Below are 20090 nucleotides of genomic sequence, written 5' to 3' on the forward strand. Positions count from 1 at the left end.
CCCCACTTCTACACTTTTCGCAAGGGAAGCGGGTGCTGAACGGCGCCGGTCTTCTACGGACATTCGTGGGCTATGGCCCACACGGCCCAAAGGCGCTCCATGGCAAAGCCTCGCAATCTTGCTGCAGCGTTGGACGTTCCGCTCACCGGCTTGCGCTGGGCGCGGCTGGTGAACTACGACATTGCGATTGCCGTGTTCGTGGTGGCGGTCGTCGCGCTCTTTGTGCTGCCGTTACCCACCGTCGTGTTGGACGGGCTCATCTCGCTCAATCTGGCGGCCAGCATCGTGCTGCTGTGCGTGTCGATCTATCTGCCGTCGGCGCTTGCGTTCTCGTCGTTTCCGGCCGTGCTGCTGTTCACGACGCTGTTCCGGCTGTCGCTGAACATTGCGTCGTGCAAGCTGATCCTGCTGCAGGCCAATGCAGGTCACGTGATCGACACGTTCGGCAAGCTGGTGGTCGGCAACAACTTCGTCGTGGGCGGCGTGGTGTTCCTGGTGATCGCGGTGGTGCAGTTCATCGTGATCGCCAAGGGCTCGGAGCGCGTGGCTGAGGTCGGTGCGCGGTTTTCGCTGGATGCAATGCCCGGCAAGCAGATGAGTATCGACGCCGATCTGCGCGCCGGCATCATCACGTCGGACGAAGCCAAGCGCCGCCGTGAAGCGCTGGAGCAGGAATCGCAGCTGCACGGCGCAATGGACGGCGCAATGAAGTTCGTCAAGGGCGACGCCATTGCCGGCATCATCATCGCGGTCATCAACATCCTGGCCGGCATTGCCGTGGGCGCGTTGATGCACGGCATGTCGATTGGCGATGCGCTGCACCGGTACGCGATCCTGACGGTGGGCGACGGCATGGCTTCGCAGATTCCCTCGCTGCTGGTCTCCATTGCCGCCGGCATCGTCACCACCCGTGTGGCGACGCGGGACCGTGAAGCACGCCACCTTGGTCAGCAGATCGGCTCGCAGATCACTGCCCACCCGCGCGGCATGCTGATGGCCAGCGGCGTGCTGCTGGCGTTCCTGCTGGTGCCGGGGTTTCCGAAGTGGTCGTTCCTGCTGTTGGCCATCGGCACCGCGGCAGCCGCCTTCCTCCGCATGCGCCAGCGCCGGCAGGCGCCGCCGCTCGATCTGCTTGTGCTCGGCCCAGACGCACGGCGGTTGGCTGAACCCGAAGCAGGCTCGCCCGCGGAAGGCATTGCGGCACCCATCGCCGTGCGCCTGTCGGAAGACCTGCGCGGCGAAATCGAACTCGTTGCGCTGCAGACCCGCCTGGCAGAAGCCAAATCGCGCGTGCAGCGCAGACTCGGCGCCGTATTCCCGCGCGTGCAACTGAACTGGGACGCGACGTTACCGGCCCACGGCTACGCGCTGCTCGTACAGGACGTGCTGGCCGCCGAGGGCACGCTGCCCGAGCGCGATGCGATTTCAGACACTGCCGTGCCCGCCGAAGATCGTCTCGCCGCCGAAGTCGAATCGCTCATCGAACGCAACGCCGCGTCGCTCATCGGCATTCAGGAAACGCAGAACCTCATCCAGATCATGCGTCGCGAACACGGCGAGCTGGTGGCCGAACTCACGCGTCTGGTTCCGCCGCAGCGCATTACCGAAGTGCTGCGCCGGCTGGTGCAGGAGGGCGTGTCGATCCGCAACCTGCGCGCCATTTTCGAGAGCCTGATCACGTGGTCGCCCAAAGAGCCCGAAGACGTGATCGGCCTCGTGGAGCTGGTGCGCGTGGACTTGCACCGGCAGATCACCGAGCAGTTCTGCGGCACCAGCCGCGTGCTCGATGTGGTGCTGTTCGAACAATCCTTGCAGGAGCGCATCGAGCAGGCCGTCGTGCACACCAAGCAGGGCAGTGTGCTGAGCCTCACACGTGACGCCAAGCAGGCGATTACCGACCAGGTGGTGAAGATCCTTGGCGGCACCCGCCCGCTGGAGAAAGACCGCCATGGCCGCCCGCTGGCGGTGATGGTGTCGCTCAACTGCCGGCGCTACGTCAAGACGATGCTGCAGCCGGTGTTTGGCGATCTGCCGGTGCTGTCGTACCAGGAGATCGACGAAGCCATCGAACTCAACACCGTGGGCTGGGTGACGAACCCCGCCTGAACGCAGAACACACAGAGCGTACGGAACGCGCAAGGAGACAGACCCATGAACATGAGCGCCACCATTCTCGAAGCCACACGCCAGGGCTTGCTGCTGGTGCTGCTGGTCTCGTTGCCGGTGGTGGCGGTGGCGACGGTATCGGCGTTGCTGATTGCCATCGCGCAGGCAGTGACGCAGATCCAGGATCAGAGCATCGGCCTGTCGGTGCGGCTGATTGCGGTGATGGTGACCATCGTGGTGCTGGCGGGGTGGGGCGGACGCGAAGTGCTGCGTTTTGCCCGCATGGCACTCGATCAGGTGTTTTACGGCGGTGTGGCGCCTTTCTAGCGGGGGGATCGCGAGATGGCGCCGAACGGACAACAACATAACCGAGCGAGAACACGCGTGAACAAACGCTATCGATTCCTGCAGTGGAGTGCATCAGCGGCGTGCCTGTGGCTGCTGACGACGGCGGCCGTGGTGCAGGCCGCCGAGCTGCGCTGGCGCAACCGGTCGTACACGCTGGTGGCCGAAGGCAAGAAGGTGGGGGATTTCATCCGCGAGCTGGCGGCATCCCAGGGCGTGACGGCGGTGGTCGATCCAAAGGTGGAAGGCACCATCAACGGCAAGTTCTCTGGCCCGCCGGCCAGCACGCTCAACACCGTGTGCGCCACCTATGGGCTCACGTGGTACTACGACGGCTCGCTGATCTACGTAGACCGTGCGGACGATTCACAGACGCAGGTCTTCCCGATCCCGAAGGGCAGCGGCCCGGAGCTTGCGCAGATCCTGCGCGCCATGCAGATCACCGATCAGCGGTTTCCGCTGGTTGTGAGCGACAAGGAAAACACCGTCTACGCGTCCGGCCCGAAGCGCTATGTGGAACTCGTGCGCCAGGCCATTGCATCGATTGCCGATCCGTCACGCGGCATGGATCGCGCCGAGATTCGCGCATTCCCGCTCAAGTACGCCTGGGCGGGCGATGTGGAGATCAACCGGTCCGGCAAGCCCGTGACGATTCCCGGCATTGCCACCATGATGCGTCGCTTGCTGGGTGCGCCCAATCCGGGTGCCAGCAGCCCCGGCATGTCGCCCACGCGCGCCATGCGGCTGACTGGCCCGACGCGGCAGATGAAGCTCAGTTCCGGTGACAGCATCAACGTGCCGCGCATCGAGATTCCGCTGGCGGGCGCGCAAGGGGATTCCGGCTACGGCGCGCAGGCGCCGGCAGCATCGGGCGGCGGTGCACCGCCTGACCTCCCGCGTATCGAAGCCGACGCCGGCATCAATGCCGTGCTCATCCGCGACGTGCCCGAGCACATGGCGCAATACGAGCGCCTGATTGCCTCGCTCGATACCAAGCCGCGGCTGGTGGAGATCAACCTCACCATCATCGACATCAGCACCGATTCGCTCGACAGCCTGGGCGTGGATTGGCGCCTGCATACCACGCACGGCGATTTCCAATCCGGCAACGGCAACAATCCGCCGCTCACGTTCAATCTTGGCACCACGGAAGACGGCCAGACCGGTGCCACAACGCCGATCGGCATGGCGCTCACCGCATCGATTGGCGGCAGCCTGCGCAACTACCTGCTGGCGCGCATCAATGCGCTCACGCAGAGCGGCAACGCGCAACTGCAGGCCAAGCCGAAGGTGCTGGCACTCGACAACACCGAGGCCATCCTTGAAAACCTCATCCACTTCTACGTGCCGGTGTCGGGCTTTCAGGATGCATCGCTGTACGGCATCACGACGGGCACGAGCGTGAAAGTCACGCCGCTCATCGTCAACGAGGCCGGGCAGATGAGCGTGATGATGTCGATCGACATCGACGACGGCAACCTGACCAACGACCGCGTCTCGCAACTGCCGGTGGTGCAGGAGCGCTCGATCGTGACCAAGGCGATGATCGAAGAGGGCAAGAGCCTGCTGATTGCCGGCTTTAACTCCGACAGCCTGAACAACACCAAGTCGGGCATTCCGATCCTGTCAGACGTGCCCTTCATCGGCAACCTGTTCAAGTACACCAACAAGACCGGCCAGCACATGGAGCGTTTCTATCTGCTGACCCCGCGCATCCTGACCGCCGCCAGCACCAACCCGAACGACGTGCCCGCCGTGTCGATCCCGGGCGTTGGCATGCCGGTGCCGGGTTCGACCGATTGGAAACCGGGCCCGTTGCCCAACACGCCGGCACCCAACCAGCCGCCGGCCAGTGTCGGTGCCTTGCCCACGCCGCCTGTTTCGCGACTGCATGAACCAGCCAGCCACACAACCCTCGCCGCACTCGGATAAATCGCCCTGGAAGCTGTGCTTCCTGAGCGGGCCGCTGTACGGCAGATCGATGCCGCTGCGCATGGGCGCCAACGTGGTCGGTTCGGCGCCCAGCTGCGAAATCATCGTGCCCGACAGCAGCGTCGCCGCGCGCGAGTTGATGTTCGAGGTGGGCGGCATCGCGGTGTCCGCACGGCGGCTGGACGACGCCGAGCCGACGCTCAACGGCCAGCCGTTCGGCCAGACGCGCCGCAGCGTGGTGCCGGGCGATGTGATTGCCATGGGCGACATTCGCGTCGGCATCGAGAAGGTCGGGACGATCCGCATGCCGGCCGCCGCGGTGGAAGGCGCTGGTGCCACGGTGCTGGCCGAACGCGTGCCGTCGTGGTTGCCGCTGGCGGCAGCGGTGTGGCTGTCGCGGGTGTCCACCAAGGCCGGGCGCGGGCGGACGTGGCTGGTGGCAGGCATCGGCCTGTGGCTTGCGGTCTTGCTGGCCGGTGGTGTGGTGGCGTTTGCCGGGCACGACGGCTGGTCGCTCTGGGGCCGCGACCCCGCAGCGCGTGCAGCGCAGGTCCGTCACGCATTGGGCGACCCGGCGGAGATCGTGGTGGCGCCCGCGTCGGACGGCACGTCGCGCGTTTCCGGCTACGTGCCGACCGAGGCCGACCACCAGGCGCTGCTGAGCCGTGCGCGCGGGTTGTCGGATGTGTCGATCGGCGAGGTGTATGTGGTGAGCGATCTGCTGGCCGCCGCGCAGCAGTACTTCAGCGCAGGCGGCACAAGCGGTACGGCCGCGCTGAACGTGGCCTACGACGGACATGGCCGCATCGTGGTGAGCGGCACGGCCGATCGCGCGCAGGCGTGGCAGCGCATCCGCAACTACGCGCGCGACGCCAAGCCCGCCGTCGAAGTGGTCGACCACGTGGCCTGGGACGGCCCGCCACCGCCGAACATCGTGGCGGACACGCCGCGCGCCGACGGCCTGCCGGCCATTGTGAGCACGTACGAAGACGAAGACGGCACGCGCTTTGTGCAGACGCGCGACGGCCAGTTGTATTTCGAGGGCGCCCGGCTCAAGGGCGGCCTCCAGGTGAAGAGCATCGCTTCAGATGGTGTGGTGCTCGACCGCGGCGGGCAGTCGGTCACGTGGCCGATCCAGCCGCAAACACCGTAGCGCAGCGGGTCCCCCTTTCCCGCGCGTGGGGTGTGTCGTACGGAGGTCGCCGGCAGATGCGAGGTCGGCTTCCACCGCAAGCAGTTGCTAGTGAAGTTGTTCATTCCTTTTGACCCTTTTGACTGACATCCAGGAGAGCACCATGGCAGGTACACCCACCACCGGCGTCGACGGCGCCATCGGCAGCATCAACCAGTCCGGCGATGACCAACTGAAGATCGCCACGGCCGTGCAGGCCGCTGCAGCCAAGGGCGCAGCCGCCAGCGGCATCATCGGCGCGGCCCAGTCGCTGAGCAATACGGCGGCATCGGCAGCCGGTGCCGTCCGCGACGGCGCACGCGCGAGCTGACGCGCAACCCCAGCGGCGGCGGGCGCGGCCTGCCGCCGCTTCACCGAATTCAGGAGGGCACGATGTCGATCGAAGCGAATGCGATTGCGGCCGTTGCCGCGACTCAGGCCGCACAGGCGCAGGCCGGTGGCGCTGCCGGCGCCAGCCAGGCCGCACAGGTGAACCCGGCCGCGTATGCGGCTCAAGGCCCCGGGCAGGTCGAGCAGGGCATCGGCACTCCAGTTACGCAGGCCGCCATGCCCAACGAGGCACAGCAGTTTGGCGGCATGATGCGCCCGGTTGCCACCACGACGGTGCAGGCCGCCACGCTGCCGGCGCAACCGATTCCGATGGCCTCCAACGCAACGCCATCGCCGGTGCCGGATGTGTCGTTCTCGTTCACGCGCGGGCCTGGCGCAGACGGTGCGATGGGCCAGTGGCGTGACTACGGCCATGACCTCAACGAGCGCTACACCAGTATCAACAGCAAGCGCCAGGAGATGCTCGATTCGCTCGACAGCATGGACGTGACCATGACGATGGTGAAGCTGGCCGACTTCAGCTACTTCGCCTCGATGACGCTGGCTGAATACCAGATGGACATGAGCTTTGCGCAGGCCGCCAACGGCGTGAGCCACTCGCTGCTGAAGAACCAGGAAGGCTGACATGAACCGATTGCTGGGTGTGCTGATGGCGCTTGCCTGCCTCTTCGGCCTGGCCGGGTGCGAGCAGGAGCTGTACAGCGGCCTGTCGGAGGTCGAGGTCAACGAGATGGTGGCCGCGCTGTCCTCAGCCGGCATCAGCGGCCAGAAGCTCGTGCAGGACGGCCAGGGGCAGGAGGGCCGCACCTGGACGCTCACCGTCGATCAGGCCGACATGGGCCCTTCACTGGCCGTGCTGCGTGCGCAGGGCTTGCCGCGCCCGCGCCTCGCGTCGCTCGGCGAGGTGTTCCAGAAGCAGGGGCTCGTGGCCACCCCAGCCGAAGAGCGGGTGCGCTACATCTACGGCGTATCGCAGGAGCTGTCACGCACGCTGTTGGATGTGGACGGCGTGATGCTGGCGCACGTACATGTCGTCATTCCCGAGAATGATCCGCTGGCCGACAAGGCCAAGCCCGCGTCGGCAGCCGTGTACATCCGCTACCGGCCCGGCGTGAACCTCACCGCCATGGCACCGATGGTGAAGGACCTCGTCGCGCACAGCATTGAAGGGTTGAGCTACGACAACGTATCGCTGTTCCTGCAGGGCGCGCAGCCCGTGCCCGTGGATGTGCGAAAGGGCGCGGCGTTGCTCGGCACATTCAGCACGCGCAACCCGCTGGTGTGGTTGCTCGGCTTGCTGATCATCGCAGCGCTTGTTGTGACAGGTCTTGTGGCATGGCGGCGGGGCGTGTTCGACAACCTCAGCGGACGCAGGCCGGAGCGCGCGTCATGACCACCGATGCCCGCCTGGCAGCGCTGGTTGCCACGTTCAACCTGCGGCCGGATCGCTATATCGATGCGTCGTGGCTGCCGGCGGACTGGCCCATTGCGCTGCGCGACCCCGCCCGTTACGGCGAGGCAGGGCGCGCTGTGCTGGCGCGGGCCCTGCTGCAAGCCCATCAGTTGCAGGGCGCATGGGACTACGACTTTGCTGCCGTGGAAAAGCGCATCGCCCTGTTGCCAGCCGACGCGCTGGAGCGCCTGGCCGTGTGCTGCGGCCTTTGCCTGCATCGCCAGTGGCTGCGCGAGGGCGAAGTCCCGCGCAAGACGCGGCAGGCCATCGATCTGGCGCTCGGCGCGCCGCTGGTGGCATTTGCGTTGGAGCGCATGCCGGCCTTCGACGCCGTCGCCGAAACCCTGCAGGCGCAGCGTCAGCACCCCCGCCTGGCGGTGGAGACGCTGCGTGCCCGTGGGCGCCGGATACTGATCGATTTTTTGGTGCCCTTTGGCCCAGCCGTCATCCGCCGGCTGCCTTTGAAGTTTCCGCGCAACGCGGTCGATGCCGATCGTCCGCCCTATTTGCTGGGTCGCACGCAACGCGCAGAACTGGGTGAGCTGCTGCGGCTGAGCTTGATTCCTGAACAGGTGCCGGCATGGGACTGGCTTTTCTGATTACCACCGACAAGCTGCAGATCCTGAGCGAGCGCAAGGTGCTCAAACAGCACGAGTATGCAGCGCTGCTCGACGCCACGAGCATCCTCGGCAACGCCCAGGAAGAGCGCGAGAGGCTGCTGGAAGATGCCGAAGCCCATCGTCAGCAACAACTCAAGGCCGGCTACGACGAAGGCTATGAAAAGGGTGAACGCGAAGCCGCCACGCGGCTGTATGCCGATGCGCTTGCCAACGCGCGCGCGCTGGCGGCCATGAAGCAATTGATGGCGGAGCTCGTCACGCGCACCGTGCGCGAGCTGGTGGCTGATCTGCCGCGCGAGGCCATCTATGCCAAAGCCTTTGCGCGCATTGAAACACTGGTCGAACACGAGCCTGTGCTGACGGTGCGCATCGCCCCGCAGCAGGTGGCCGATCTGGAACGCGTGCTGGGAACCATGACCGACGGTACCCGCCGCGTGCGCGTGGTGCCCGATGCCAGCCTGTCGGAAGAGGCGCTGGTGGTGGAGACCGCATCCGGCGTGGTTGAAGCGGGCATCGACACGCAACTGGCGGCGCTGCACGCTGCACTGGCGGGGAACGAAACATGACCGAACCCGCCGTCAGCCACATCATCGACGCAGGCGATCTGGAACGCAGCCTGCGCGACGTGCTGGAGCGCGCCGACGGTATGGCTGCGGGCGTGCAGATGCGTGGGCGCATTCACCGTGCGGTGGGGCTCATGCTCAATGCATCGGGCATCCAGGCGCGGCTGGGCGAGGTGTGCGAATTGCGTACGCCCGGCGAGCGCAGCGTCTATGCGGAAGTCGTCGGCTTCGAGCGGCAGTCGACCTTGCTGACCCCGCTTGGGAGCGTGCACGGGTTGTCGGCCGCCACGGAGGTGATCCCGTCCGGCAGCGCGCACCGCTTTGGCGTGGGCGATGCGCTGCTTGGCCGCGTGCTGGATGGGCTGGGCGCGCCCATGGATGACGGCGGCCCGCTCTTCACCAACGAGCGTGTTTCCACGCACGCAGAGCCGCCGAGCCCGCTATCGCGCCGCCGCATCGACGCGCCGCTTTCCACCGGCGTGCGTGCCATCGACGCCATGCTCACTGTGGGCATCGGCCAGCGGCTGGGCATCTTCGCACCGTCGGGCGTGGGCAAGAGCACGCTGCTCGGCATGATTGCGCGCGGCGCGCAGAGCGACGTCAACGTCATCGCGCTGATTGGTGAGCGCGGGCGCGAAGTGCGCGAATTCCTGGAGCTGTGCCTGCCCGAGGCGACGCGACGCAAGACGGTGCTGGTGGTGTCCACCTCCGACCGCCCGGCCATGGAGCGCGTGAAGTGCGCGCTGGTGGCCACCGCTGTGGCTGAGTACTTCCGCGACCGCGGCAAGAACGTGCTGCTGCTGGTCGATTCGCTCACGCGGTTTGCGCGGGCGCAGCGCGAGGTGGGCCTCGCGAGCGGCGAGCCGCCCACGCGGCGCAGTTTTCCGCCGTCGACGTTCTCGGTATTGCCGCAATTGCTGGAGCGCGCCGGTGCCGGTGCACATGGCGTCATCACCGCGTTCTACACCGTGCTGGTGGAGGGCGATGAAGAGAGCGACCCGATTGCCGAAGAGGTGCGCTCCATCGTCGACGGGCACATCGTGCTCTCGCGCAAGCAGGCGCTGGCGGGACGCTATCCGGCCATCGATTTGCTGGCCAGCATCAGCCGCGTGATGCCGCAGGTGACCACGCCCGCGCACCGCGCCGCCGCGCAACGTGTGCGCGAGCTGCTGGCCAAATACCAGGAGATCGAATTGCTCGTGCAGATTGGCGAATACCGCGAGGGCAGCGATGCCTTGGGCGATACCGCATTGCGCGCCCATGCCGCGCTCACGCGCTTCTTTGAGCAGGACGCCGATGCGCGTGTGAAGCTGGAGCGCACCGTGGCCGATCTCGAAGCCGTGGTGGGGGCGCTATGAGCGATGTGCTCCGCCAACTCGCCCGCGTGCGCGAGGCGCGCAAGCTCGGTGCCGTAGCGCGCGCTCAGAAGCAGGCCGCCTTGGTCGCGCAGGCCGCAGCGCAGAACGCGGCAGCGCAACAGGGGCTGCAGCAGACGGTATCGGCGCGATCTGCGCACGACGCCGCCATTGAGCAAGCCGTGCGTGAAGATGCGCGCAGTGCCGTCGCGCTGCTGTGCGGCGCCAATGCCGCGCGGCTGGCGCTGGATCGTGCCATCTTGGACGCGCATGTCGAATCGCAGCACACCGGCACGGCGCTGGCGGCCGAGCAGGTCGCGCAGGCCCGTGCGCAGCGGCATGTGGCCCGCGCCAACGCCAAATGCGAAGCGGTGGACCGTGCCGAGCAGCGCGTGGTGGCCGCCCGGCGCCAAGCGACCGAATGGCAGGAAGAAGACGCCGCGCTCGAAGCCCAGCTCGCGCGCCAGTTCGCCGGCCAGAAGACCGCCGCCTGAGCCGATGCAAGGGTTCGATCCCCACTCCATGGAAGGCCTGTTCCGGCAGGCGCTGCTGGTAATGCCGCGTCTGCTGCCCATCATGTTTATCGTGCCGGTGTTCAGCGGACGGGTGGTGACGGGCATGGTGCGCAGCGGCTTGATTGCCATCCTCGCGGTGTTCGTGGCGCCGTCCATGGAGGGCGCGGCCATGAACGTGCAGGGCGGCGGGCTGTGGATGGCGCTCGCGCTCAAGGAAGCGCTGATCGGCGTTCTGCTCGGCATGGCCTTTGGCGCGCTGCTTTGGGCCATCGAGAACGTCGGCCACCTGATCGACTTCCAGACCGGCTCGGGCAACGCGTCCTTCTTTGACCCGGTGGCGGGGCACGAGAGCGGGCAGACCGCCAGCTTTCTCGGCTTCATGGCCGTCACGTTGTTCGTCACGGGCGGCGGGCTGCACGTGATGCTTGGTGCGTTCTTCGAGTCGTACAAGCTTTGGCCGATCGAACGCATGCTGCCCAGCGCGTCGGTCGCGCTGGAGCAGTTTGCCGTGCACGAGGCCGATAGCGTGCTCGGCTGGACCCTCAAACTGGCCGCACCGGTGATCATCGTGCTGGTGGTGGCGGAGCTGGGTATCGGGCTGATCAACCGCTCTGTGCCGCAGCTGAACGTGTTCCTGTTTGCTCAGCCGGTGAAGAGCCTGCTGGCCGTGCTGATGATGGTGCTGTTCCTCGGCTTTGTCTTTGAATCGCTGCGCACCTTCCTGGCCGGCAACGGCGAGATGGTCTGGCTGTTGCGCGCGCTGCTGCACAGCCCCGGCGCATGAGCGAGAAACAGCACAAGCCTACCCAGCGCCGGCTGGAAGACGCACGGCGCGAAGGCGAAGTCGTTCGCAGTACGGACGTGACCAGCGCGCTTGTCTTTATCGGGATGCTCGTGCTGTTGTGGCAAGGCGGGCCGTGGTTGCTCGAACGCATGCGCGGCTTGCTGATACAAAACGTGACTGCCGTGGCGCAGGCCCGCGACCCGGCTGCGGCGGTGCGGCAGGCATTGGTATCGGCAGGGGCGGAATGGATTTTGTTGAGCGCAGCCGTGCTGGTGCTGGTGACCGTGCTGGCGGTGCTGGGCGCGTTTGCCCAGGTGGGCGGCATGTTCGCGCCCAAACGCCTGACGCCGCAAATGTCACGGCTCAATCCTGGGGAAGGCATCCAGCGCATGTTCTCGGTGCGCAACCTGATCGGCCTGGCCATCATGCTGTTCAAGGTGGCTTGCCTGGCGCTGACGCTGTTCGTCGTGATTCGCGGGTCATTGGCGTTGCCGCTGCAGGCGGGCTACGGGCGGCCTGCGGCCATCCTGGCCGTGGTGGCGCATCTGGTTCTTGTGCTGTTCGGCTGGGGGGCGGTGGTGTACGTGCTGATGGCTGCGCTCGACTACTGGCACGTGCGTTTCGAATTCTTCAAAAAGAACCGCATGTCTACCGAAGAACTGCGCCGTGAGCACCGCGAGTTGCAGGGCGATCCGCATATCGTGGGGCGCCGCCGCCAGCTTGCATTGGAGGTGCAATACAGCGCGCTGGAAGATCGCATGCGCATTGCCACTGCCATCGTGTTCAGTGCGCGGCACGCGGTGGCGCTGTATTACCCCGGCGATGGCACGTTGCCGATGGTGATCGCCAAGGGCAGCGGCGAGTCCGTGCAGCGCATCCGGCAGATGGCCGAATCCCACCTCGTCCCGACCGCAGCCAACGCCGGCCTGGCGGAGCGCCTGCACGACACCGTACCGATGGATACCACCATTGACCGCACGCTGTTCCGCGACGTTGCCGCGCTGCTCCGCTGGGCTGAAGGTGCGGATGCGGTGGGTAACCCGTACGTGTCGTCAACCTCCTGAACGCGCACAAAAAACAGCGGGCGCCTGACTGCTGCGCCCGCCGTAGGTGGCTCGCCTTTTCCGTTTATCCGATCCGCACGATGTCACCCGGGACGACAAGATCCGGATCCTGCCCCGTTGCGCCCTGTGTGTACGGATTGCCGTCCAGCGCGGCCCAGTCGAACTGGCTGTTCATCGGCGGCAGCTTGTCGAACGCGGCAAGCGTACGCGGCTCGGATGCCGGGCCCGTGGTGCCGAGCAGCTTGGCGGCATCGGCTGCGCTCAGTTGCCAGAGCGTGTCGCCAGGGCCAACGATCGCGTACTGCGGCGACGTGGCAGTGCCGATCGACGGTAACGCGTGCGGAGCGTTGGCGCGCAGCACGTCACCGCTCACGCCTTGCATGTCGGGCAGCGGGAACGCGGCAATGGGCTGAGTGTTCTGATCCTGCCCGTTGCCATTGGCCTGCACTTGCGCAACGGCCGGCTTAGCCGCTTGGTTGGGCACGAACAGCTCGATGCCGAAGCGCGTGACCGCCGCCACACCCAGGATCACGCCGCCGGGCATCATGGGATTGCTTGGCAGGCGCTGGCCGACCTTGGGCATCAGGTCGCCGGCAATGCGCAGGGCGCCTGCCCCGAATGCCAGGTCCAACGCCGCCTTGGTGGCGCCCATGGCCGGGCTGTTCGTATGCATGAGCGCGTCGTTCATCGCCAGGGGCACGGAGCCGACCGTGTACAGCGACATCGTGAATGCCTGGGCACGGTTGAGCCACGGGCTCGTGTTGGTCGCCTTGTCGTTGAACGTGGCGCCCAGGCGGCCAGCAAAGTTGCGGCTGGATAGCGCCAGGTTGGCGCTCAGGAACAGCGCATTGCTCCAGAACGACGGTGTGTTCAGGTGGGCACCGTGCGTTGCAAACCAGTAGGCCGTGTTGCCGTTATTCAGCGCAAGCGTGAGCAGTTGCAGCGTGTCGTTGGCGCGGCCAATGGGGCTCTTCGGAGAGAGCAGTTTCGCCGGTGCGCTCGTGAGCGCTTGCAGGCGCTGCACGTCGCGCTCGGTCTTGGCGTCGGGGTTGTCTTTCTTGCTGAGCGCATCGGTGAGGGCGTCCGGGTTGGCCTGGAAGTGATCCAGCGCTTCACCGATGGCCGCGCGGTCTGTCTTTGAGAGCCCCCAGCGGCCCGCCTGATCGCGCACGTTGGCCTTGAGCCACGCCAGCGCCGAGGCGGAATCCTCGGTCTCCAGCTTGCCAAGCTGTTCGTTGATCGCGCGTGTCTTGTTGGCGCGCAGCGCCGCGATGCTGCCGCGATACATGAATGAAAGCGGACTCGTGACGGACGGGTCGAATACCGCGTGCGTAGCGGCGCTTCCGGTGAGTGTGGCGGAACTCGCAGCCGTGGAGAACGCCCCGGTGAGCGAGCCCGCGAAGATCCACCGGATCCACGGCTTGCGCTTGGGTTCTCCGGCGCTGGCGGCGCTGTTCGGCTCGGTGGGCGGGGTGCCGTTGCCATCGTCGCCGGCCTCGCCGGTCTTGATGGGCGGGGTGCTGGGCTCCGTGGGCTTGCTGTTGGAGGCCTGCGTGCCGGGGGCGGGCGTGTCCGGCGACGGACCGTCCGGACCCTTCGGCCCCGTCGCGTTTGCTGCCGCGGGTGGGGGCACGTCAGGTTTCTTGCCGGCGGCCAGATTGATCATCTGCACAACGGTCTGGTAGGTGTTGCTGTCGTGTCCGCCCACGGTGGGGTCGGCGCGGCCGGTGACGCCATCTACCGCCCCGGCGTTGGCACTGGCCTGGAGCGCGTCCATGTGCTGCTGGTGTGTGCTGAGCAAATCCGTGCGGCCGGCGGCCTTCAGTGCGGATGCGGCAAGCCCGTGCGCGCCCCAGTTGGAGTTGGATGCGCTCACGTAGTGGTCGGCCGGTACCACCGAGCGGGGGTCGACCACGGTGCCGTCGGGCAGCGTCACCTGCGGGGCCGTGCGGCGCGTGTTGCCCATGCCGGCTTCATGCCCGCGCGAGCCTACACCGATGGTAGTCACGCCATCGGTCTTCCAGCCGGCTGCGACCACTTCGTCCAGCGGCACGGTCTGGTCAGTGACGTCGTTGCCGTTCTGGTCGATATACCGGCCATCGGCGTTGCGACCGTGAACGTTGATGGAGACGATCGTGTCGGGCGACTCCTGGTTGATGAGGTCTTGCGCGGTGGTGCGTGCCGGCTCGCCGGGGGCCGCATCGAACGGGACGATGCTGTAGTCGTTGACCGCTGCGCCGCGTGCCTGAAGCGCGGCATCGAGTGTGGGCACCGCTTCGTGCGGGACCACATAGACGACCTGCTTGCCCGAGGCCTGCATGTCATGACCAAACACGGCAGCGCCGGCAATGCCGTCGGTGTCGACAGCGCCATGCGCATTGCGGGCGCCGGCCAGTACCAGGATTCGGTTGCTGTCCTGTAGCGCGGCGGCGGCGTTGTCGACCCCCTTCGGGTTTTCAATGCGCGCCATGTCGGGGTTGAACATCGCCATCACGGCGTTGCTGATGGGCGTGGGCTCCATGCGCGGGTTCGGCGGGATGGTGCCGTCCAGCGTCTTGCCGGGGCCGAACCTGCGCACGCGCTGCACGGGCACATTGAGGCGCTCCATCAGGTTCTGCACCGATTCGCTCACGGGCCCGGTCTTGCCCGAGGTAACCACGTACGGGTCGGTGGAATACGCCGCGCTCGGCGTGTGCCATTCGCTCTTCCCGATTTCGTTGAGCAGCGCTCTGGCCTGGTACTCCATCGGGTCGACCACGGGAATATCCATGCCGCGCTTCTGCAGCGAGGTCACGAGAAAATCCTTCATGGCCGGGTAGTGCGTGCAGCACAGCCACAGCGATGTGGTGTTCGGGTCGAGCTCCTCCACATATTTGTCCGAGGCGGCTTGCAGCTCTGCCTTCACCGCCGGGTCATCGCTCTTGTGCTTGAGGTCGTTGACGAAATCCGCAAATTTGTGGGCTGCCACGGCCTGCGGGGTGATGTCGCCATTGGTCAGCTCGGCGACCCTGTTCTGGTATGCGCCGCTCTTGACGGTGCCCGCTGTGGCGATGACGGCCGGGCGGTCACCGCCGTGTTCGACCATGGCGCGCGAGGTCACGTCAATCAGGTTGATGACGGGCACATCCACGTTGTCCAGCGCTTTCGGGAACGCGGTACACGCGGTGTTGCACGCCATGGCCACCATGGCCGCCTTCAGGCGCTGTGCGGTCTGCAGGCCATTGCCCACCAGGCGGATAAGCGTGTCGGGGCTCTTGGGGCCGTAGGGCGCGTTGGCATGGTCCACCACCGGCACCATCTGCAGGTCTTCCCCCGTTGCGGCCTTGATGATTGCCAGCATGTTCTTGGCCGCGATCAGCCCGCCGTTGCTGGAGTCGAAGGCGGCAACGGTGAAGGGTTCGTTGGGCGTGGCCTCGTCAAACGTCTTGCCGTCGGGCATGTGGTTCATGGCGTTGCGCAACAGCACGAGCATGCCCTGGTGCACCTGCGAGGCGAAACCGTCGACGCTGGCCTCGCCCTTGCGGCTCACGCCATCCACCGCACCGGCATCCACCGAAGCCTTGATGGCCGCGTGCAGTTGCTCCGGCTTGGGCATGAGATCCAGCCGCCCCATGTTGCGCAGCATGTTGGCCAGGATGGCCTGCGCGCCAAAGTTGGAATTCCACGCCGTGACAGGAAAGTCCACCGGCACCGTCGAGGCAAAATCGACTGTGCTGCCGTCAGCCAGCGTGACCGGCGGAATCTTGCTGCGCAGGCTTCCCATGCCGGCTTCGTTGCCGCCGTCACCCACGCCCACCGTAACGATGCCCTTGCGCTTGTTGGCTTCCAGAATGATCTGGTCTTTCGGCGCATTGACGTCGGCAACCGAGATGCCGCGCATGTTCAGGTAGTCGCCGTCGGCATTGCGCGCCGGCAGCTCGATGGCCACCACGGCTTCGGGCTGCACGCGGTCGAGCAGTTCGTTGGCCGCATCGCGCGCGGGCTGACCGCGTTTTGCATCGAACAGCTCGAGCTTGACGAGGTGGCCGCCCGGATAGGTATCGAGCACCGACTGGAGCACGGGCATGTTGGCCGAATCGGTGGCAACGGTGATGTCGTAGCCGGCCTGCGCGAGCGTGGCGGCTTTCTCGCCTGTGCCGACGGGGCCATCGGTTTCCGGCAGCATGCGGCCTGTTGCGGGGTCGCGTCCCACCGTAAAGCCCGTCACCATCAGGATGCGCTTGCCCATCAGCGCGGCGGCGGCGTCTTCGGTGCCGCCCTTGACGAAGAAGTTGCGGATGCCGCGGTCGATGAACATCGCCTGGATGCGGTCCACCGGCGACATGATGCGATCGGCCGTGCGCCCGAACACCGACGACTTGCCGCGATAGAGCTGCATGCGCTGGCGCCAGCTCATGCGCACGGGGTCTTTGATGTTGGCGGTATCGTGCGCGAACTCGGCCTTGCTCAGGATGAGTTGCCGCTGCTCATCGCTCATCTTCGAAAGCGCGCTGGCCAGGCGCCGCACGCCAATGCCACGCGGGTGACGCCCAGCGGTGGTCCCGCTGGTACGGTAATTCTCTGCGTCAAGCAGAAGGTCGGCATGCTGCGACAGCGCGTTCTGCGTGCCGGCGTCGAGTGCCTTTTGCGTGTCGGTAAAGTTCGTGAGCGTGACTTCCGGGTTGGCGAGGTCATCCAAAGCGCCGGGCAGCGGCCGCGAAGGGCGGGCGGGTCCCGTGTTGGTTGGATTGCCTTCGTCGCCCGGTGTGCCCGTTTTGCCGGGTTCCGTGGTTGGGTCGCCTGCGGTCTTGGGCTTGCCGGTGGCGGGGTCGATCGGGTCCGTGCCCGGCTTGCCTGTCGTGCCGTCCTTGCCTTCGGTGCCGGCCGTGGTGCCGCCCGGCTCGTTGGTCTTGCCGTTGGTTTGCGTGATGACCGGCTCGGTGGTCGGGTCGGTTGTGGGCCGGCCGGCGTTGGCCGGGTCGTTGGCAGCCACCGTGGTGGGCTCGGACACCATCTCGGTGGGCCTGTAGCGGTCGGCGTTGTTCTTCAGGGCGTTGAGCAGGCCGACGCGCTCCGTGCCTTGCGACAGGCCAACACGTTCGAGCATGCGCGTGGCGCCCACCTGGCCCAGGCCAAGACCCAGGAACATGATCGATTCGGCTTTCTGCTCGCCCGACATCCGGTCGCCGTACATCAGCAGGTCCTTGACCTGCGCGCCCGTCATGACGATGCCGCCGCCACCGGCCACCAAATCCGAAGCCGAGCGCGTGAGCGTGAACATCTTTGAGGCCGCCGCCGCTTCCGACAGCGCGGACACACCCTTGCCCGCCAGGCTGTACTCACCCGCTGCCGATGTGACGATGGCGAGCCAGTCGTTAAAGGCCTCGGGGTTGGTGGGCGACCACGAGCGTCCGTGGTCGGCCAGCGTGTTGAGGTGGTCGACCGACTCCCCAACGATCCACCCCGTGCCCACCGCCACCATGGCGCCGCCCACAATCGATGCGCCACCGAACGTGCCCACCGACAGGATCACCCCGCCCACCGCCGTGGCCACGCCGGCAACGATGTCGACAACGTGCCGGATCTTTTGCCCCGTTGTGGTGATGTGCGCACTGAAGTGATCGACGTCGGGAATGCCCTTGCTGTCGAGCGCCACAGTGCCTGCAAGGTTCTTCGGCACGTAGATCGTGCCGCCGTCGGACAGGGCGTTGTTATGGCGGTAGTCGTCGAGGTTTTCGTAGTCCCAGCCGCGATCGTCGATGTAGTGCGGCTTGCCCCCGTTCTTGTCGGTGACTTCGAACAACGCCGTCGGCATCACGCCTGCGCTCTTGTCCACGTAGGCAATCGGAATGGCTTTCACGGTCGGGTTATCGCCACCCACCTCGTGGATCTTCTTGTTGACCTCGTCGATGATCTTGGTGCTGTTGCCGCTGGTGAACCACGCTGTGCCGGTGGTGCCGCTGCTTTGCGCGCCGGCGTTGTCAGCCTGGATCATCAGCGCGCCGCCGATGTAGTTCTTGAGCTGCGTGTCGGCATCAGGGCCAGTGAAAGACTGCGCCTTGTCGTTGTAGAGCGGTGTGTCCTTGCCAAAGGTGGCCTTGGACATCTGCCCGAAGATGTTCTTCAGCCCCGTGTTCTGGTCGGACTGGAACGTCTTGTAGTCGGCTTCCGCCTGCTTTTGCTGGACCTTCTCGTTGCCGCGGTCAAAGGCGCGTTGCAGCATGTCGGCGTTGGGCAAGTCCTTGCCGTGCTGCTGGATCAGCGCGTTGGTGACGGTGGCGCCGTTGCCGTCGCCCACGGCGTTCTGCACCGGCACCCACGACGGCATGCTCCCCCCCGAGCCGGAGGTCTGCATGCTGTACAGGAACGATTTGGCATTGGAGTCGGTGGTCAGCCAGTTGGCAACCTGCTGGGCGTGATCGGTGCTTGGCTGGTCGCTGGCAAAGCGCGGCGAATCGGCCACGGCGGCCGTCAGGCTCAAGCCGCCGTAAAAGTCCGAGCCGTGGGGCACGAGTCCCGACGTGTCGGCGCCGGCGTTGCTCTGGAACCATTTGCCGTTGTCGTTGAAGCGATCCTCTACGGTGGTCAGCAGGTTGTTTGCCACCTCGGGTGGCGCCACCTTGGCCAGGTCCTTCATCCATTTGCCGACGGCGTCGTATTTGACCGTGCTGTCGGCCATCTTGCGATTGGCGTCCGGGTCGTCGGGGTTGTACTTGTAGACCTGGGTGAGGTCGCTGATCTGCTTGTTGAAGTAGTCGCTGTGTGCGTTGAAGAAGGGGGCGCCGGCCACCTGGTACAGATGGTCGCGCGCGTCGGGGTCGGCGCTGGTGACCGACACGTCGTTCATGTTGGTCGACAGGATTTTCAGCGCGCCCTGCGCATCGCCCGCCTTCATCTTGGCCGCGACCTGATCCTTGGTGTAGTTCACGCGCACGTCGTAGCTGGCTGCACCGATCTGCTCGTAGATCTGCTCGGCGTTCTTGTCATTGGCGTGCGGCCGCGCAAGCTGCACGCACGCAAACTGCACCGGATCGTTGGTGGCGAGCGCCTTGTCCTGCGCCGACAGCGTCGGGTCGTTCGGGTTGATGTGGTTGATCTGGTACTGGATCGCATCGGCTGTGGCGATGTTCCTGGCAAACGCGAGGCTGCCCTCGTCCCAATCGGGGTGGGCCTTTGCCAGCGCATCGGCGGCGTCGTTAGCCGCCTTCAGGTTATCGCCCGAGCCGAAGTTCTCGTAGCTTGAAAGCTCGCCGCCAATGGCGGTCTTGAAGTCCTGGATGGCCTTGTCCAGGTTGGCCTGCGCCGTGTTGATCGAGTCCTGCTTGTCTTCAGCAATGGTCCGATTGGTGACCTTGATGTTCTGCGCATCCTGCAGCTTGTCTTGCGCATCGAGCACGCCGTCGCGCGCTTCCGATGCGGTGCGCTGGCTCGGGTCTTGCTTCTCTACGGCGTCTTTTGCATCGTCGACGATCTTGTCGAGCCATTTGGCATCGGGATCGCGTTTCTTGATGGCGTCCGCTGCGTCTTCGATGGCTTTCTTCTCGCCGCCAGCGGGCGCTTCGTCGGCCTGCCGGCGCAACTCGTTCTGTACCGAGTTGATGACGTCCGAAAGCGGCTTGTCGAGCTTGGCCTGGGCGGCCTTGGAGTCGTCGCCGTTGTTGATGTAGTCGTTGACCGCCGTGTTGGCCGTCTGGATGGCCGCGTCGGTTTTGGTTTTGGCGTCGGCGGCGGCTTGTTTCTGCTCAGGGGTGGGTGGGGGCGGCGGCGGGGGCGGCGGACGGTAGTAGACGATGCGGCCGTTGATCTCGTCGATGGCGGGCATGGTGTTCTCCAGCGGCGCCCCATACGGGGT

At 66.1% G+C, this 20090-nt stretch carries 13 protein-coding genes and 1 pseudogene; 13 read left to right on the forward strand and 1 reads right to left on the reverse strand.

Annotated features, from left to right (window positions below):
- The first annotated feature begins 65 nt into the window (after positions 1-65).
- From ACTJK4_RS09905 to ACTJK4_RS09965, 13 genes and pseudogenes are all read left to right on the forward strand, one after another.
- Positions 66-2106, forward strand: a pseudogene (locus tag ACTJK4_RS09905) (FHIPEP family type III secretion protein).
- A 51-nt stretch (positions 2107-2157) separates the two neighbouring features.
- Positions 2158-2433, forward strand: coding sequence for a type III secretion system export apparatus subunit SctS (gene sctS / locus ACTJK4_RS09910; protein ID WP_024978637.1), 276 nt, complete (start codon positions 2158-2160; stop codon positions 2431-2433).
- A 15-nt stretch (positions 2434-2448) separates the two neighbouring features.
- Entirely contained in the window at positions 2449-4383 is a 1935-nt protein-coding gene (sctC, locus tag ACTJK4_RS09915) for a type III secretion system outer membrane ring subunit SctC (RefSeq protein ID WP_373407714.1), read from the forward strand.
- Entirely contained in the window at positions 4343-5536 is a 1194-nt protein-coding gene (locus ACTJK4_RS09920) for an FHA domain-containing protein (RefSeq protein WP_316870822.1), read from the forward strand. The genes sctC and ACTJK4_RS09920 overlap by 41 nt, the downstream gene beginning before the upstream one ends.
- 142 nt (positions 5537-5678) lie before the next feature.
- Complete coding sequence (locus ACTJK4_RS09925; RefSeq protein ID WP_024978640.1) at positions 5679-5885, forward strand: hypothetical protein; 207 nt, start codon at positions 5679-5681, stop codon at positions 5883-5885.
- Between the two features lie 62 nt (positions 5886-5947).
- Complete coding sequence (locus ACTJK4_RS09930) at positions 5948-6529, forward strand: hypothetical protein (protein WP_316870823.1); 582 nt, start codon at positions 5948-5950, stop codon at positions 6527-6529.
- Position 6530: 1 nt separating this feature from the next.
- Entirely contained in the window at positions 6531-7298 is a 768-nt protein-coding gene (sctJ, locus tag ACTJK4_RS09935; RefSeq protein WP_440817814.1) for a type III secretion system inner membrane ring lipoprotein SctJ, read from the forward strand.
- Positions 7295-7957, forward strand: a complete 663-nt coding sequence (locus ACTJK4_RS09940; protein ID WP_440817815.1) for a SctK family type III secretion system sorting platform protein — start codon at positions 7295-7297, stop codon at positions 7955-7957. Before sctJ ends, ACTJK4_RS09940 begins: the two co-directional genes overlap by 4 nt.
- Positions 7939-8544, forward strand: coding sequence for a type III secretion system stator protein SctL (gene sctL / locus ACTJK4_RS09945; RefSeq protein ID WP_440817817.1), 606 nt, complete (start codon positions 7939-7941; stop codon positions 8542-8544). The genes ACTJK4_RS09940 and sctL overlap by 19 nt, the downstream gene beginning before the upstream one ends.
- Positions 8541-9899 (forward strand): FliI/YscN family ATPase, encoded by a 1359-nt coding sequence (locus ACTJK4_RS09950; RefSeq protein ID WP_260801568.1) that lies wholly within the window; start codon positions 8541-8543, stop codon positions 9897-9899. The genes sctL and ACTJK4_RS09950 overlap by 4 nt, the downstream gene beginning before the upstream one ends.
- Positions 9896-10390 (forward strand): hypothetical protein, encoded by a 495-nt coding sequence (locus ACTJK4_RS09955; RefSeq protein WP_440817819.1) that lies wholly within the window; start codon positions 9896-9898, stop codon positions 10388-10390. Before ACTJK4_RS09950 ends, ACTJK4_RS09955 begins: the two co-directional genes overlap by 4 nt.
- 28 nt (positions 10391-10418) lie before the next feature.
- Positions 10419-11195, forward strand: a complete 777-nt coding sequence (gene sctT / locus ACTJK4_RS09960) for a type III secretion system export apparatus subunit SctT (RefSeq protein ID WP_440817820.1) — start codon at positions 10419-10421, stop codon at positions 11193-11195.
- Complete coding sequence (locus tag ACTJK4_RS09965; RefSeq protein WP_440817822.1) at positions 11192-12259, forward strand: EscU/YscU/HrcU family type III secretion system export apparatus switch protein; 1068 nt, start codon at positions 11192-11194, stop codon at positions 12257-12259. Before sctT ends, ACTJK4_RS09965 begins: the two co-directional genes overlap by 4 nt.
- Before the next feature lie 64 nt (positions 12260-12323).
- Here ACTJK4_RS09965 and ACTJK4_RS09970 read toward each other — a convergent pair whose 3' ends face one another.
- Positions 12324-20060, reverse strand: a complete 7737-nt coding sequence (locus ACTJK4_RS09970; protein WP_440817824.1) for a glutamate cyclase domain-containing protein — start codon at positions 20058-20060, stop codon at positions 12324-12326.
- Positions 20061-20090 lie beyond the last annotated feature (30 nt).

This window comes from Ralstonia sp. 22111 (genome assembly GCF_052045895.1).
GTDB lineage: Bacteria > Pseudomonadota > Gammaproteobacteria > Burkholderiales > Burkholderiaceae > Ralstonia > Ralstonia wenshanensis.